This is a genomic window from Virgibacillus halotolerans (genome assembly GCF_016908515.1).
Taxonomy (GTDB): domain Bacteria; phylum Bacillota; class Bacilli; order Bacillales; family Amphibacillaceae; genus Virgibacillus_M; species Virgibacillus_M halotolerans.
Map to the genome: position 1 here is coordinate 57941 of NZ_JAFBEA010000013.1, position 16275 is coordinate 74215.

Sequence of the window (16275 nt, forward strand, 5' to 3'; positions counted from 1 at the left end):
ATGCAAAATAATAAAAAATCCAATCTGAAGCAATTTGGTTTCTATCTGTTATTAACCATCCTCGGAATCTTGATGGTGTTCCCTTTGATTTGGATGTTATTAAGTGCTCTAAAATCACCGGGTGAAATTTTCGCAGTCCCTTTAAAATGGTTACCAGAAGTAGCGCAGTGGGGAAACTTTAAAGAAGCATTAGAGTTGGCTCCCTTTGGATTGTATATTTTTAATAGTACCTTTACGGCACTGGTCATTGTTATTTTTCAATTCGTTTTATCCTGTATGATTGCGTACGCGCTGACGCAGATGAAATTCAAGGGACGGACACTCGTTTTTAATCTTATTTTGATTACATATATGCTTCCAACTGAAGCGACATATGTGCCAAGTTACACAATCGTAGCAAAGATGGGGCTTCTGGATACACTCTCGGGTGTCATCATATCAAATATAGCCAGCGTGTTCACTATCTTCTTGTTGCGTCAAGCGTTTATGCAAGTGCCTAAGGATACAATCGAGGCTGCTCGTGCATATGGTGCTGGTGACTTTACAATTTTATGGAAAATTATGATTCCAATGAGTAAATCAACTATTTTTGTGGTCAGTCTAATCAGTTTTGTCAAAATGTATAATAACTATTTATGGCCATCGCTTATCGTCAAAAGTGAAAAAAATTATCTTATTACGGTTGGATTGAATAAGTTTTTTACCTCGCAGGGATCATTTGCAGACAAGTGGCCATTAATTATGAGCGCGAATGTGCTATCTGTCATTCCTTTACTGATTCTGTTTATCATTTTACATAAATGGTTTATAAAAGGCATTGGTGATACTGGATTAAAAGGTTAAAAACAATATAACAATAATATGGGGGAATAAACATGAAAAAGTATCTTTCAAGGTTTGGTTTGTTGCTTGTTTTGGCTTTGGTTTTATCTGCTTGTTCAGTCGATGAATCAAGTGGTGATGGTAAAGTAGAAGTTGAATTTTGGTATGGGCTAGGAAGTGAAGCAGATACGAAAATGAAAGAACTCATCAGTGATTTTAACAATCAGCATGATGATATTGAAGTAGTTGCGGTACCACAGGCTGATTACGATGAAACATATGAAAAATTGCAGGCGGCCATTGCTTCAAATACGGCACCAGGGGTGTTTATAGCTGAGCTCAACCCGTTGACCGATTTAGCGAAAAAGGAAGCGATTGAACCTTTAGACGCTTATATAGAAAATGATGACAATTATGATGAAGATGACTTCTTGGAGGCGCTGCTCAAGCCAGGTGAAATCGATGGCTCATTATATGCCATTCCTGGTTATGGAACAACGCAAGTGATGTATTATCGAAAAGATATCTATGAAGATGTAGGAATTGATCCAGAAGAAGCTTATTCAACTTGGGAAAACCTTGCTGATGCTTCGAAAAAACTGAAAGATAGTGGAGAAGTAGATTATGGACACTTGCCGATGTGGAAGGCAGATAATTTAATCGACCTTGTGCTTAGTAATGGTGGAGCTATCTTAAATGACGATGAGACAGAAGTATTAATTGATAGTCCTGAGTGGATTGAAGCATGGGAGTTCATACGGAAGCAAATACATGAGGAAGAAACGATGAAAGTAAACTCTGGTGGACAAGGCTGGGAATATTGGTATAAGACAATTGACCAAGTAATGAATGGCTCCGCAGCAGGATATACAGGTTCATCCGGAGATAAAGGGGACCTCGATTTTGATGTTATGGATTCCCTGCCACAGCCTGGTTTAAATGGTAATGAAGGTAAGCCTCGGGTAAATGGCCTGTATATGGCGATACCAGAAGGAATCAGTGATGAAGAAAAAGATGCAGCATATGAATGGATAAGCTACTTTTCAAGTAGTGAGGTCAATGCGGATTGGTCAAAAACAATTGGTTATGTCCCTGTCCGGGAGTCCACTACCGAAGAAGAAGTGTATGCTGATTTTGTAGAAGAAAATCCGTATGCTAATGTACCTTACGAACAAGCTTTGACTGCTAATCCAGAGTTTCTTGATCCTACAGGTGGAAAGATTTTAGATGCTTTATCGATTGCAACAGATAAGGTGGAGATAGAAAATATACCGGCAGAAGAAGCATTGAAAAAAGCAAAAGAAGATGCTCAAGCGGCACTTGATGACGTGAATAATAAATAAATTGAGGTGACTAACTGATGATAGGGGAACTACTAAATCAAAAAGTAACAAGTCATGAATCAGGGAAGTATCTAAATGAAGAATATGTCATTACGGTTCCTGAGGGTGTTACATCGCTGCATTTTGATGCTCAAGTAGATAAGGCTGTGTGGCTTACATGTATGGTATATGATGAACAGAAAAATTTACGAGCACAGCTTTTGCGAGCGGGTGAATCAGGATCAATTCTTATTCATGAACAAGCGGATCTAAGTAGCCCGTATACCATTTCGGGCTCGATTCAGTCCGGAAAATGGATCATTGATATGACAGTATTGAGTAGAACGGAAATTTCAACCAATGAAAGTTGGTGTGAAATAATCGTTTGTTCAGATCAAGGAACTAGGAATGAAAAAGAAATTGATACCTTGATATGGAACGATGAAAATGAAACAGATTTTTCCTTAACAGGTTTTGATAATCAACAGGTGTTCCAAAGTGAAAAAAAGTGGTATAAAGGTGATTTTCACACTCATACCACTTACACAGATGGAGAAATGAGCCGAGAAGAAAATATAGAAATGACGAAAAAGCAATGCTTGGACTTCTTTGTGGCAACCGATCATAATATTGTGCCGACTTCCTGGTTTGCGAAAACAGATACACTTGTCATTCCTGGTACTGAAGTAACATCCACACTGGGTCATTTTAATATTATTAACCCGAATACATCTCCATTCGTAAAGAATCGAGTACGTGATATGTATAATGAAGAAGGAACAAATCAAATTATTGCACAAGACTATGGCGATGCTTTGGTCTCAATTAATCATCCATTTCTTAAAGGTTGCCCGTGGCTATATAAAGATACAGATTTAAAAAACATTGATACGCTTGAAATCATTAATGACCCTACATATCCAGATAATCTCGAGGCGATAGAGCAAGCACTTATTGCGTGGGATTTATTATTAAATGACGGATACCAAATTACTGGAATTGGTGGTTCAGATTCACATTTACGTCCTGATGACCACTATGAGGGAAGTACAGAACCTTCCTTGATAGGAGATCCAGGAACATTTGTGCACTGTGACCGGTTGACTGCACATAATATTATGGACAGTGTTCGTAAAGGATATGTGACTGTATCAAGGGGGGGATTCATCAATATAACGGATGGAGAATGCTTGCCAGGTGAGAAAAGTTTGTTTCAAAAAGGAAATATTTATGCCAGTGTAGATACAAATGAAGATGTCTATATCGAATGGATTGTTGATGGGGAAATAATGAAAAAAGAAAACAAATCCTCTGATTCCTATTCATTTCATTTTCATGAAAATGAGTATCATTGGATACGTGTTGATATACGCTATCCTGATGGAAGTCTTTATGGATTTACGAATCCGGTTTATTTTGGGGAAAAGCAACCTCAAATGAAGACGTGGAATGAAATATTGAAGCAAATGGATATAAAGGTATAAAGTAAAGAAAGTGTTATGTGGTGCTGCAAAGACCATATAACATTTTCTGTATTACGCGATTCTTTTTGACACTGCGTAATACTATTCTGTTAGTATAACTGAGAGAGTATATGGTAATCTATTAGTAATAATAGAGGGCAAATGAGGTGATCAATTGAATAAAAATGATAAAATAGCAAAAGAAAAAATGGAGAATGCTAAGGAACAGATCATTGACGCTATTGCAGAAACAATGGATTTATATGGAGTGACTCCTGCAGCAGGCAGATTGTATGCAATGATGCAATTTGAGGAGCAAATGAACCTTGATGAGATGCGAGAAGAATTGGGAATGAGCAAACCAAGCATGAGTACAAGTGTCCGCAAATTGCAGGAAATTGATATGGTAAAAAAGAAATTCCAACGTGGATCAAGAAAACATACATATGTAGCTGAGAAGAATTATTTTAATACATTCATCTCCTATTTTTGCCGTATGTGGGATCGAGAAGCAAAAATGAATTTGACTGCTATTCAAGAAGCTGAATTTGAGTTGGGTAAAATTTTTGAAGATAAAGACGTTTCTGAAGAGATGTTGCTAGAAGCTCGTGAAATCTATAATCAAATCGAAGAGTCCAAAGTATACTATCGTTGGTTGGAACACTTGGTGGCTAGTGTTCGCTCTCAGGAAATATTCAAATTTATTCCCCAAAATCCCGAAAATGGAGACTAGCTGTCTGAATAAATTGTTTCTCTATATAGTGGAATAAATTTCATCATTCCTAGCCCTTGTACCCCAAGGGATTTAAACATTAAAAGGGAAGTACCTCCCCAAATCCTGTATAATGGTATAGTTGATCATAACAACCAAAAAGGCTGGAGAGATACTCCCTATGATTATTATATGACATGAAACCTACCCAAAAATATGAAGCGATTATTTCAGCGATAGATTTGGATACAGTCTATCATGAAGTAACCAACGCCTACTTCTTTAAAACCTTCTGTTAAGTTACTTGCTAATAACTTACCCTGAATCAATCCGGAAATGGTAACTCCAATTGTCATTCCTAATGTACGCATGAATTGATTCGTTGAGTTTGCTCTTCCACGGTACTGCGGTTCCAAATTATGCAGGGAAGCTGTCGGAAGTAGTGAAAATGAGAATCCCGATTTGGAGTAAAGTGTCACGAGTGTAATGGGGGAAAGGTTTATGGATGAGGTCTTACAGTTAAGTATAAAGGATTTTCCATTATATTTTTTCTAGTGTAATACATTGATGCCATCCACGTTTTTATTAAATAATCGCCGCAACGAAAAAGTTGCATTGCGGCGGTAAAAGTTGACAAAACATGTTTTTAGTGGAAAACGAGTTAAACGCGGGATGTATTGCACAAAAAGTAATACGTTAATAAACGCTGTGTAAACGGATTGGCAAACATCCTAAGAAAAGTAGTGCCGAAAGTATTCGCTAACGGCATAGCGGCTGTGTGTTCCCAGCCTTAAGTGATCAATGTGCATTAGCACCAAACCTGAAACCCGCGATTTTAATCGTGGGAGGTTCATCCGTTGATTAATTTGGAACGAACTTTGTTTGATATGAATTCAATAATTAAGATAAGTACAACTAGCCCAATTAAAATGGACCCAACTTGATGCCATTTATAACTCTGCATGGCAAAAATGAGTGGTGCACCAATTCCCCCGGCACCAACTAGGCCTAGAACAGACGCATCACGAAGGTTCATATCAAATCGGTATATCGATATGGACGTAAATATTGATAACAACTGCGGAAGAATACCATAACGTATCTTTTCAAAAGTGGTACATCCAATTGAAGTCATTGATTCTAGTACACCTGTATCTAATTCCTCAATCGCATCAACGTATAACTTCGCAAGCATTCCGATGGAAATCAAACCAACAGTAAGAACCCCTGCAAATGGGCCTGGTCCTGTAACACGGATAAACATCAAACCGTACACGATAAATGGTACTGTACGAATGATGATTAATAGGAACCTTACTAACCAAGAAACCGGCTTTGGTACAAGGTTTGAAGCGGACATAAAGGCAAGAGGAATCGATAGAATGGCACCTACAATTGTACCTAAGAAAGCTACAGCTAACGTTTCAATAAGCAAATATAAGACACCTTTGTTTGTTAGATTAAACAAAAGATCCAAATCCGGATTTAAAATCCCTTTAAAAATATTTAACATGATTCCAAGTCCACTGGAGTTGACATCTTTAAAGTTCATAGCCGTTAACGACCACAACATTACCATAACAGTGATTGCTGTAATCGTTAATATATACGTGAGTTTGCGTGGGGCCGCATGCAATTGTTTCTCCAATTTATCCATAGTAATATGTGACTCCTTTTCGTTGTTTCAAGGTTAAATCAACTTTCTCCGGAAATATTCACTTATTTGTTCGATAATAAAGACAGTCACAACAAGTGCCAAGATGGTCATTCCTACACCAGAATAATTACGCCAACCAAGGTCTTGATTGAGCAATAGCCCGATACCGCCAGCACCAACAAAACCTAGAATGGCTGCATAGCGGACGTTTCCTTCAAAACAAAACAGTGAAGTGGACAGATAACTAGGTAGTACTTGGGGGAAAATTGCATAACGAAAGGCTTGAAATCTTGTCATCCCAATGGACTCCATCGCCTCAAATGATCCCATTTCGGCATTTTCAATCTGTTCGTAGAGTAATTTACCCACATATCCAACCGTGAAAATCAAAATAGCAATTGATCCGGCTATTGGTCCTAGACCAAAAATAAATGTAGCAATCAGTGCTGTAACAAGTGTAGGTAATGTTCTAATAAGACTTAAAATGACTTTAAAAATAGCCGCAGTAGACTTGTTAGGCACAATATTAACCGATGCTAATACTGCAAGCGGCAGTACCAACACAGCACCAATTAACGAACCAATTAACGACATTTTAATCGTATCCATTAATGGTTTCCACAGATGGTTGATATAGCCCCAGTCTGGTGGCATCATAGCAATAATAATGTCGAAAAAATTATGGATGCGTGTGAAGATGGTGTAAAAACTAAACTCTGTATAATATGCAGACAGATAAATAGCGATGGCTACCAAAATAGTAATAAAAGGTGCGCGTGATCGCTTTTTGTGAACTACTTTTCCGTTTGACAATAAGATTTTCTTAGGGGGGAAAAGTTTATCATACATGTAATGACTCCTCCTCCGCATCGGTACCAAACTCTTCCACTTTTCCACCATATATTTCATCTAGGGTGTCTTGGTTTACATCCTTACTTTTTCCGTCAAAAACTATCTTTCCTTTTCGGATCCCAATAATTCGATCAGCAAATTCCAACGCGACCTCTACATGGTGGATATTTAAAAGAACAGAAATATCCATATCCCTGTTAATCCGCTTAAAGTCATCCATCACTTGTCTAGAAGTAACTGGGTCCAACGAAGCAATTGGCTCATCAGCTAAAATAACATCAGGATTTTGTGCAAGTGTACGCGCTAGCGCCACACGCTGTTGTTGTCCACCAGATAACTGATCAACGCGGACGAATGCTTTATCAAGAATTCCAACCTTATCAAGTGCATCCAATGCTTTTACTTTTTGCTCTTTTGTATAGACACCAGTAATTTTTCTCCAAAATGATAGCTCCGGTACAAAAGAAACAAGCACATTGTTTAAAACAGAAATACGTGTCACCAAGTTAAAGGATTGAAAAATCATTCCGATTCCCCTGCGAAAATGACGAATTTGCTTTCCTTTTAATTTTGCCACATCAACATCATCTACGATTAATGTACCTTCCGTAATATCATGCATTCGATTAATACAGCGAAGCAACGTGGATTTCCCCGCGCCTGATAAACCAATAATCCCCACAAATTCACCTTGTTCAATAGTTAAATTAATATCCTCTAATGCCTTTGTTCCATTTGGATACTGCTTCCCCACATCTGTAAAATTTATCATTGTATTTCCTCACTCTTCTTTATTCGACTTACGACAATTAAAAAGGTGTATTCTATTATATAGCATGAGAACACCAAGAATGGAATGGCGCCCTTACTTTTTAACAGTTAAGAAAGTATAACTACTTTCTTACTGCATAAGTGCAACTAGGGCATACGCCCAAGGGCTTGGCGAATGCCAAGTTTTCTAATAATGAATGTTCACAACAATAGTTACTTAATTCATATTTTGAATAATTTCTTGTGCATCTCTTTCCCCGTCATAATCAGTGGAATCTGCTTTTTCGTATCCCTCGTGGGAATAAATGTCAATTACTTTTTGACCTTCTTCCGTATCGGCAATTTCGATGAATGCGTTTTGTAATGCTGCTTTAAGTTCATCTGTCATATTAGGGCTATCTTTAGCAACAGTGATTGTATCATTGTAAATAGGTTCTGTTACACCAATGACATTCGTTTCATCCCAAATAGAATCATCACGGTTATATGTTGATGTCCAATCATCCTCATAATCTCTTCTACCATCTGCAAAAGTAACTAAGATATCAACTTGCTCTGATGCCAATCGTGCAAATGAACTTCCGTAAGAATCTGAAGTTACAACATGGTCTAGACTCGTAATGTCTTTTCCATCATAGTTATTCTGTAACCATAGAGTAGGATAAATATAACCTGCAGATGAAGAAGTTGACATTACAATCCAGTTTGCACTATTCAAATCTTCCCAAGATAATTCCTCGCCGCTATTTATTTTCTTGGATAGTTCTTGTCCTTTTTCAGATGGACCTGCGATCGCCAATGCTCTGTAGTAACTTACTTGTTCATCTGTTGGCTCTGTTGGCTTATTGTCATTCCAATCTTTTGGATCATCTGAGTCGTTTGATAAGCCTGAACGGGTTGCGGCTAAAATCACATCAGCGCCGTCATCATATAAAACGTAAGTACCACCAGGAATAAAACCAATATCTGTTGCGCCAGATACAAGAGCTTCCCCTACAGCCTCGTAATTGGTGCCAACATTAATATTTACTTTGTCCACCTCATAGCCTTCCTCTTTTAATTGCTCTTTTAATAATTCTTTCAATGGTTCGGTTGCTGTTACAATTTCATCTGGTTCTCTCGATGGGACAAATTCAATTTTCAATTCCTCTATATGCTTGTCCCCATCGGCACCTGAAGCGCTGTCATCCGAGCCACACGCTGCTAGTAGTCCAGAGATCATGAGTAATGCAACAAAAATCACGAGCCTTTTCATAATAATTCCCTCCTTTTATAGTCTCTTGTTCTTAACACCTATTCTTATCGTAAAATACAAATGATGTTATGCAATCTAATTTGTGAATGATCTGATTAATACTTGAAAACATCAGATTACCACTCATATTGATTGCTTAAAGTGCTATGAGTATATCACAAAACGCTTTGAATTTCACTAACTATTATTATAATAAAGTTTATTCAATCAATTATGGTTATTCATTAAGAATATACTTACTTACTGAATACCGGAAATATATTCATGCAATGCTAGTGGATTATGTTAAAATAAAGAGCTCAGGTATTCCATATCAAATGGTAACAAATTGTTGAGGATATGAATTATACATATATAAGCTATAACGATGAAATGTTAATTGTATAAAATATGGAGTAGCAGAATGAAATGGTTTGTTTATATAATTCGTTAATGGAACAACTTTTACACTGCTGACAATCTACATAAACTTCATCAGTTTGGGATAATCAATATAACTATAATTATTTGATGTTACTTCAAAAAGAAAGGAATTAGTGAAGAATGTGGAAAGCGATAAGAAGCAATATCGGGTTTTCTCTACTTTTATTACTATTCATAGTACTCACTTTGCTGTTTTTTATTGGCTTTATATTTTCTGAAAATTCATTTTCATTTAAAAAAGAAACGGAACAAACTGTTGCCGGTAAATATAGTGAAAAGGATTATATTTCGGTCCGCAATATTTTGTAGAGTCCAAAGATGGCGTGCCGAACAGGGTATCCAAAAAAATATATATAACCGAAATAGATGATAGATACACAGTATATGGAAATAAGCTTTCTGCTATAGACTTAATTCTGGCAGGAGTTGTTTCTTTCATTGGCTTATGTTTAGTGTTATTTACCATTTATATTTTAGCTAGGGAACCAAATGTTATAAGTAAACTATTTGCGTTATAGTTATTTATCGTAATTATTTATCTTGCTTACAAACTTTATGTAAAAAAATCATATATAAATGATTTAATCAGTCCTGACTGCTAAAACATTGGGTTTCCTTTCAAGGGTCTGATGTACGTCGTGAGCCACACTAAAAGTCTTAATGGGGAAGTATGATAATCATAAGTTTGGTTTTACTATAATTGGTCTAATTCAAAGTGCGACAAAAATGAAGAAGAGATCCAAATACCACAAAAGAATTGACAAAACATCAAAAAATACTTTTGCTATTAACAAAACATGGTATAATCCACGGTTTTAGTTTAGGAAGTGAAAAATGCTAATAACAGTCGGAATAAGACATCAATTATTAACATATAGCTTGACAATGAATTAACAGTATAAATAGAAAGTAAAAAAGCTCAGATTGATTTTAATTATGAGCTTTTTAATATTATAGTTACTATTTTATTCAACAATTGCGCCGATTGCTTAATAATGTATATTTTTATTCATTATTAAATTTGGCTTGAGGACAACACTTTTTTAATTCTGATAGAAATAGCTACCAACTGAATAATTCATTTGATGAAAAATGTAAATGGAGGAGTTATTAGTCAAGGAACGCTTGAAGAAGGAGCTTTTCAGAATGACGGTTTGTGACAGCCCCTTCATACGTTGGTTAAGTGTTTCATAGCCTAAACCTTTTAAGTCGCATATAAACGCTTCATGATCTCATGGTTTTTCTGCGCAAATAATTCATTATGGGAAGAAACCATCCCCCATGAATCTGCATCAGGCGTAATATACTGCTTTGCTTTGTTTACCGCATTTGCAGCGTCCTGGAATGCGCCGGCAATCAGAAGAAGCTTTCCTTGATGGTTCAAGATATCACCAGCTGCATACAATCCCTCTACTGATGTCTCACTCATTGGACTTCCCGCTACGCAGTATTCATTTTCCATTGCAATTTTCAATTCGCTATTTTCCAGCAGATCCTTATCTCGTTCATATCCATGATTGATAATAACCTCATCTATGACAACTTCTATTTTCTCATTGTCTTCACTGCGGTTTAGCACCACTTTGTCAATTTTTTCATCATCAGGTGTTGCGACTAACTTTTCTATCGTTGTATTGAACAAGCATTCCACCGTGCTGTTAAGTAATTGAGTTACTTGGGCCTCATGTCCATTAAGCATGTCTTTTCTATAAGTCAGGTAAACTTTCTGTGCAATTGGTTCCAGCATGTTCGCCCAATCGATCGCCGAATTGCCGCCACCTGAAATTAAAATTGTTTTCCCTATGAAACGGCCCAATGATTTAACGGAGTAGTGTAGATTGGTCACTTCAAATCGCTCGGCGTTGTCAATATTTAATTTGGTTGGTTTCAGAATACCACCGCCTACAGCAAGAATAACTGTTTTGGAATAATGCTTCTGACCGGTTAAAGTATGTAAGATGAAATGACCGCTTTCATCTTTAGAGAGGGAAGTAACTTTTTGTCCGAGCACGATTTCAGGATCGAATGTTAAACCTTGCGCCACCACTTGTTCGATTAATTGGGTGCCAGTGGCCGGCGCCAGCCCGCCTACATCCCAAATCATTTTCTCCGGATATACATGAACTTTGCCGCCGAGAACAGGTTGGAACTCAATAATTTTTGTTTTCAACTCACGTAAGCCGCTATAGAATGCAGCAAACAATCCCGCGGGACCGCCGCCAACAATCGTCACATCAAAAATTTGATCTGTATTCATACGATCGTCTCCTTATCCTTATTATGCTATATTTTGATTTTAATCGTCACGTCGATGATGAAACCCATAGATTGACTTAATACTTCATGTTAAACAAAGAATTAATAACTCCGTGACTACGCTTTAGAACATGACATAAAATATAGAAAAAACACACATCTATGAATGTAAGGACAATACCCGAGTAATTTCCGTCGGCTTCACAAAAGAAGCCAATGCTTCTCAGTGTGCGTACTGTATGCGCATTCGATATATCTAAATGTTTCTATTTATGGATTTAATGCGTTTCAGCAAAGTATGTAGCTGAAACTTCTAACAATTAAATGATAATGATAATCACTATCAATAAATACTATACCAGATGAATATAAATGATTCAACATGAATTAGATCCTGCCTGTAGCTAGTGCAGGGTGGATGGGTCCCCTTTTTCGGGATATTTCATTTTCACAAACGAGCTGTAACAAAATGTTGAGGCAGTTAGAGTAGGCAACTATGAGTTAATGGTTTGCGATGATCATCGAAGATTGTGGTGGCGGTAAAACCATCCGTACACCGCAATTTAATCTAAAAATTTTAATTGACAATATATCAAATAAAGTGTACATTAATTGATAATGATTATCATTATCATATTAGGAAGGAGATCAAAAGTAATAAGATACATCCACTTGTTGCAGTTCTTCACCGTTGAGGAAAGCAAAATATTTTTATTTAAAATTCAAAATAGTATTTAATCTGTGAAGTTAATTAGCTCTATTTAAAAATACATTTCATAATAAGGTAGGTTACATAAATGATTGCAAAGCGAAAAAGTTCATTAATAACATGTATGGTTTTAGCTGTGTTTATGGCGCTAGTGGTTGGTTGTTCAGAAAAGTCAAGTTCAACATCCGAATCAACTTCGACCGAAACGCCCGACTCCCAAGATGCAGATTCTGAATATCCAATTGTAATTGAGCATGCTTTAGGTGAAGCGGAAATACCAAGCAAGCCTGAACGGGTTGTTACCATTCAATGGGGTAACCATGATGTTGCGCTCGCTCTCGGAGTTGTACCTGTAGGTTTCTCCGAAGCAAATTTTGGCGTTCAGGATGACAGTGGAATTTTGCCTTGGACGGCTGAAAGGCTAGAGGAGCTTGGCGAAACGGACCCGAATGTTTTCCAAGATACGGACGGTCTCGATTTTGAGGCTATTTCAGATGCGAATCCAGATGTGATCCTTGCCGCTTACTCAGGTATAACAGAGGAAGACTATGATCTACTTAATGAAATCGCTCCGGTTGTCGCCTATCCGGATGCTCCTTGGGCAACTACATGGCGTGAGCAAGTTAGTTTGAATGCAACCGGTATGGGGATGAAAGCGGAAGGCGAAGAACTCATTAAGGACATCGAGGACATGGTTGACGAAAAGCTAAGTGAATATCCTCAGATTGAAGGCAAGAAAGTGGTTTGGGTTAACTTCTCAGCTGATGATCTGTCTCAATTGCATATTTATACACCTGCAGACTCTCGTGCCTCTTTCCTGCATGAGCTAGGGATGGATTATCCTGAAAGTGTGACGGAACAGATTACGGATCCTGACAGTTATTCCTTGAATTTAAGCGCTGAGAATGTTGAGGCTCTTTACGATGCAGATATATTAATAGGGTATGGTGATGACGAATTGTATGAAACCCTTAAAGCTGATTCACTACTCGGTAAAATTCCTGCAATTGAACGAGGGTCAGTTGCGTTTATTGAGAGCGATACACCTTTAGTAGCTGCTGGAACACCAAATCCACTTTCAATTACTTATACGATTGACGAATACCTAGAATTAATAGGAGAAGCTATTAACAAGTTAGATGAATAGTTTATTGGTTTCAAAAGGAAAACAGCTACACACACATGTTCCAAAGCATTTCACAATCGTTCTGGTGGTTTGTTTTTTCTCGCTCGTCATGTGCGTGTTTGCTTCCTTGGTCTTAGGTTCTCGAGTGGTAGAATTTAATGGAGTGATGGATGGTTTATTTCACCAAGGTATAGATTCCTACGAAGCAAACGTAGTTCGCAAGCGAATTTCTCGAACAGTTTTCAGTTTACTTTGTGGTGCGGCACTCGGTGTTTCGGGAGCACTCATGCAAGCGGTCACTCGTAATCCGATTGCAGACCCGAGTATACTGGGAGTTAACACGGGAGCATCATTGTTTGTTGTTTGTGGAATTGCGTTCTTGAACATAAGTAGTGCAAATCAGTATATATGGCTAGCTTTAGCCGGTGCTGCAATTACTGCAGTTTTCGTATTCGGAATTGGCTCAATGGGGCGTGGTGGTGCTACGCCTATTAAGCTTGTTCTGGCGGGAGCCGCTACAAGCGCAGCGCTTTCTTCCTTGGTCGTCGCAGTCATGATTCCACGCTCCCATGTCATGGACCAATTCAGATTTTGGCAGGTAGGGAGCGTTGGCTCGGGGAATTGGAACAGTATTGCAACTTTCTTACCCTTTCTGATTATCGGCATACTGATAGCTATTCTTTCTGCCCCAGCATTAAATGCGCTGGCATTGGGAGACGATGTTGCGACGGGACTGGGTGTTCGAACAGGAATACTGCGGCTTGTTGCTGCTTTAGGTGCTGTTCTTTTATGCGGTGCGGCTACCGCACTGGCTGGGCCTATTGGCTTTATCGGGCTTTTATCGACCCACGTCATGCGCCTTATCCTTGGTCCCGACTTGCGTTTTGTTATACCGATGTCAGCAATTTCAGGTGCAATCATTTTGACTGTATCTGATGTAAGTGGAAGGCTCATTGGTAGCCCTGGAGAACTTGAGGTTGGGGTTGTTACAGCATTTATAGGGGCCCCGTTACTAATCATATTAGCTATGAGATCGAAAGTGAGTTCATTATGAAAAACGAAACTGTTGACTTTATTATAGCGGGCAGGCGTCAAAGACATCGCCGATGGATACTTGTTACCAGCTTCCTAGCGATACTTTCATGCATTCTATGTTGTGCGATGCTTTTATTGGGGAACACTGTTTATCCAGTTAAAGATGTAATCCGAGCGCTCTCTGGAGAGCAAATCCAAGGTGTTTCTTTTGCAGTTAATACGATCCGTCTGCCGCGAATGCTGGCGGGTATTTTTGCAGGGTTTGCTTTCGGTATTGCCGGAGACATCTTCCAGACGATGTTGCGTAATCCCCTTGCGAACCCGAATGTAATTGGTATTACCACTGGTTCGAGTGCGGCGGCTGTTTTTTGCATCGTCATACTTCAAGCAAGCGGTGCTGTAATTTCCACTGTTTCGGTGATTGCTGGTCTAGCTACAGTAATATTAATTTATATATTATCCAGGGGAAAGTCATTTTCGATCGGGCGATTAATCCTTATCGGAATAGGCGTACAGGCAATGCTGAATGCTGTGGTATCCTATCTTCTACTCGTTGGTGCAGAACAAGATATTCCAGCAGCGCTCAGATGGCTCAGCGGCAGCCTCAATGGCTCTCAAATGCATGAGCTTCCGCCTCTTGTAATAGCCGTTATTATTCTTGCGCCTATTGTTATGGTGCTAGGGAAACATCTAAGTATATTAGAACTCGGTGAACAGTCGGCTACATCTCTCGGAGTGGACACGGACAAGACAAGAGTGATACTTATTTTGAGTTCTGTCTGCATGATTTCGCTTGCTACCTCCACGACGGGTCCAATAGCCTTTGTCTCCTTCCTTGCGGGACCAATCGCGAAAAGGCTAGTCGGAGTTGGCTTCTCAAATGTACTTCCGGCGGGTCTTGTTGGTGTTAATTTAGTTTTGGCGGCAGATCTAATCGGACAATTTGCTTTTGAGGTCAGATTCCCTGTAGGCATCATAACAGGAATAATCGGAGCACCGTATCTGATTTACTTGCTAATCCGAATGAATCGAAAGGGAGAATTATAATGAAACCGACACATATTTTTCAAGCCGAACAAATAGTGGCAGGATATGATAATAAAACGGTTATCCAAGGAGTAAGCCTTGTTATCCCCAGTAATAAAATAAGCGTTATTATTGGAGCGAACGCTTCTGGGAAATCTACGCTTCTTAAAACGTTAGCGAGGCTATTAAAGCCTACATCTGGCAAAATTACGCTTGATGGCAAATCCATTGTAAAAATTCCATCAAAACAATTGGCTCGCGTTTTAGGACTGCTACCGCAATCTCCAATTGTTCCAGAGGGGATTTCTGTCACGGATTTGGTTGGACGAGGAAGGTTTCCACACCAATCCTTGCTCAGTGGATGGACAAAAAAAGATTATGATGCAGTTGCTGAAGCGATGAGCACGATGGATATAACGGAGCTTGCAAATCAAAATATTGACGAACTTTCAGGTGGTCAAAGACAGCGCGTCTGGATTGCAATGGCTCTGGCGCAACAAACAGATATTTTATTTCTTGATGAACCGACAACCTTTTTAGATATTACATATCAAGTCGAAATTCTTGATCTACTTACAGACCTTAACCGCAAACATGGAACTACGATTGTAATGGTTCTTCATGATATAAACTTGTCTGCGCGTTATGCAGACAATATCTTTGCGCTTCATGAGGGCAAGCTGATGGCTGGGGGTGAGCCATCAAAGGTTATAACGAGTACATTGGTTAAAGACATTTTCGGGCTTGATTGCATTGTGGTAAAGGACCCGATTTCAGGATCTCCTTCTGTGGTACCAAAAGGGCGCTATCATGTTAATAATAAATAGACACCTTAAATAAAGCCAG

General features: G+C 38.5%; 13 protein-coding genes and 1 pseudogene. 8 read left to right on the forward strand and 6 right to left on the reverse strand.

Going from position 1 to position 16275, the window contains the following annotated elements; all coding sequences use genetic code 11:
- From JOC34_RS20405 to cudC, 4 genes are all read left to right on the forward strand, one after another.
- On the forward strand, positions 1–843 hold the full coding sequence (locus JOC34_RS20405; protein ID WP_205138642.1) for a carbohydrate ABC transporter permease: 843 nt from the start codon (positions 1–3) through the stop codon (positions 841–843).
- A gap of 32 nt (positions 844–875) precedes the next feature.
- Positions 876–2165 (forward strand): ABC transporter substrate-binding protein, encoded by a 1290-nt coding sequence (locus tag JOC34_RS20410; RefSeq protein WP_205138643.1) that lies wholly within the window; start codon positions 876–878, stop codon positions 2163–2165.
- Positions 2166–2182: 17 nt separating this feature from the next.
- Entirely contained in the window at positions 2183–3628 is a 1446-nt protein-coding gene (locus tag JOC34_RS20415) for a CehA/McbA family metallohydrolase (protein WP_205138644.1), read from the forward strand.
- A gap of 154 nt (positions 3629–3782) precedes the next feature.
- On the forward strand, positions 3783–4340 hold the full coding sequence (gene cudC, locus JOC34_RS20420; RefSeq protein WP_205138645.1) for a choline uptake/conversion transcriptional regulator CudC: 558 nt from the start codon (positions 3783–3785) through the stop codon (positions 4338–4340).
- A 263-nt stretch (positions 4341–4603) separates the two neighbouring features.
- Here the strand turns inward: cudC and JOC34_RS22275 are convergent.
- From JOC34_RS22275 to JOC34_RS20450, 6 genes and pseudogenes are all read right to left on the reverse strand, one after another.
- Positions 4604–4777, reverse strand: a pseudogene (locus tag JOC34_RS22275) (MFS transporter); the annotation flags it as partial.
- Between the two features lie 392 nt (positions 4778–5169).
- Complete coding sequence (gene phnE / locus JOC34_RS20430) at positions 5170–5976, reverse strand: phosphonate ABC transporter, permease protein PhnE (protein ID WP_205138646.1); 807 nt, start codon at positions 5974–5976, stop codon at positions 5170–5172.
- A gap of 33 nt (positions 5977–6009) precedes the next feature.
- Entirely contained in the window at positions 6010–6825 is an 816-nt protein-coding gene (phnE, locus tag JOC34_RS20435) for a phosphonate ABC transporter, permease protein PhnE (RefSeq protein WP_205138647.1), read from the reverse strand.
- Entirely contained in the window at positions 6818–7600 is a 783-nt protein-coding gene (phnC, locus tag JOC34_RS20440) for a phosphonate ABC transporter ATP-binding protein (RefSeq protein ID WP_205138648.1), read from the reverse strand. Before phnC ends, phnE (JOC34_RS20435) begins: the two co-directional genes overlap by 8 nt.
- Before the next feature lie 216 nt (positions 7601–7816).
- Positions 7817–8854 carry a phosphate/phosphite/phosphonate ABC transporter substrate-binding protein gene (locus tag JOC34_RS20445; protein WP_205138649.1) on the reverse strand — a complete coding sequence of 346 codons (1038 nt, stop codon included), beginning with the start codon at positions 8852–8854 and terminating at the stop codon, positions 7817–7819.
- 1627 nt (positions 8855–10481) lie between these two features.
- Entirely contained in the window at positions 10482–11534 is a 1053-nt protein-coding gene (locus tag JOC34_RS20450) for an NAD(P)/FAD-dependent oxidoreductase (protein ID WP_205138650.1), read from the reverse strand.
- A gap of 796 nt (positions 11535–12330) precedes the next feature.
- Between JOC34_RS20450 and JOC34_RS20455 the strand changes: the two genes are divergently transcribed.
- The 4 genes from JOC34_RS20455 to JOC34_RS20470 are packed head-to-tail and all read left to right on the forward strand — an operon-like array spanning position 12331 to position 16256.
- The gene (locus JOC34_RS20455; protein ID WP_205138651.1) at positions 12331–13389 is read left to right on the forward strand and encodes an iron-siderophore ABC transporter substrate-binding protein; all 1059 of its coding nucleotides are present in this window, start codon (positions 12331–12333) and stop codon (positions 13387–13389) included.
- Entirely contained in the window at positions 13382–14422 is a 1041-nt protein-coding gene (locus JOC34_RS20460) for a FecCD family ABC transporter permease (RefSeq protein ID WP_205138652.1), read from the forward strand. Before JOC34_RS20455 ends, JOC34_RS20460 begins: the two co-directional genes overlap by 8 nt.
- The gene (locus JOC34_RS20465) at positions 14419–15450 is read left to right on the forward strand and encodes a FecCD family ABC transporter permease (RefSeq protein ID WP_205138653.1); all 1032 of its coding nucleotides are present in this window, start codon (positions 14419–14421) and stop codon (positions 15448–15450) included. Before JOC34_RS20460 ends, JOC34_RS20465 begins: the two co-directional genes overlap by 4 nt.
- Positions 15450–16256 (forward strand): ABC transporter ATP-binding protein, encoded by an 807-nt coding sequence (locus JOC34_RS20470; RefSeq protein WP_205138654.1) that lies wholly within the window; start codon positions 15450–15452, stop codon positions 16254–16256. Before JOC34_RS20465 ends, JOC34_RS20470 begins: the two co-directional genes overlap by 1 nt.
- Positions 16257–16275: the final 19 nt, after the last annotated feature.

What these genes read in the sequence shown, in the direction of transcription:
- JOC34_RS20405 (WP_205138642.1), top strand. Translation starts at nt 1, where the DNA reads ATGCAAAATAATAAAAAATCCAATCTGAAGCAATTTGGTTTCTATCTG.
- JOC34_RS20410 (WP_205138643.1), top strand. Translation starts at nt 876, where the DNA reads ATGAAAAAGTATCTTTCAAGGTTTGGTTTGTTGCTTGTTTTGGCTTTG.
- JOC34_RS20415 (WP_205138644.1), top strand. Translation starts at nt 2,183, where the DNA reads ATGATAGGGGAACTACTAAATCAAAAAGTAACAAGTCATGAATCAGGG.
- phnE (WP_205138646.1), bottom strand. Translation starts at nt 5,976, where the DNA reads ATGGATAAATTGGAGAAACAATTGCATGCGGCCCCACGCAAACTCACG.
- phnE (WP_205138647.1), bottom strand. Translation starts at nt 6,825, where the DNA reads ATGTATGATAAACTTTTCCCCCCTAAGAAAATCTTATTGTCAAACGGA.
- phnC (WP_205138648.1), bottom strand. Translation starts at nt 7,600, where the DNA reads ATGATAAATTTTACAGATGTGGGGAAGCAGTATCCAAATGGAACAAAG.
- JOC34_RS20445 (WP_205138649.1), bottom strand. Translation starts at nt 8,854, where the DNA reads ATGAAAAGGCTCGTGATTTTTGTTGCATTACTCATGATCTCTGGACTA.
- JOC34_RS20450 (WP_205138650.1), bottom strand. Translation starts at nt 11,534, where the DNA reads ATGAATACAGATCAAATTTTTGATGTGACGATTGTTGGCGGCGGTCCC.
- JOC34_RS20455 (WP_205138651.1), top strand. Translation starts at nt 12,331, where the DNA reads ATGATTGCAAAGCGAAAAAGTTCATTAATAACATGTATGGTTTTAGCT.
- JOC34_RS20460 (WP_205138652.1), top strand. Translation starts at nt 13,382, where the DNA reads ATGAATAGTTTATTGGTTTCAAAAGGAAAACAGCTACACACACATGTT.
- JOC34_RS20465 (WP_205138653.1), top strand. Translation starts at nt 14,419, where the DNA reads ATGAAAAACGAAACTGTTGACTTTATTATAGCGGGCAGGCGTCAAAGA.
- JOC34_RS20470 (WP_205138654.1), top strand. Translation starts at nt 15,450, where the DNA reads ATGAAACCGACACATATTTTTCAAGCCGAACAAATAGTGGCAGGATAT.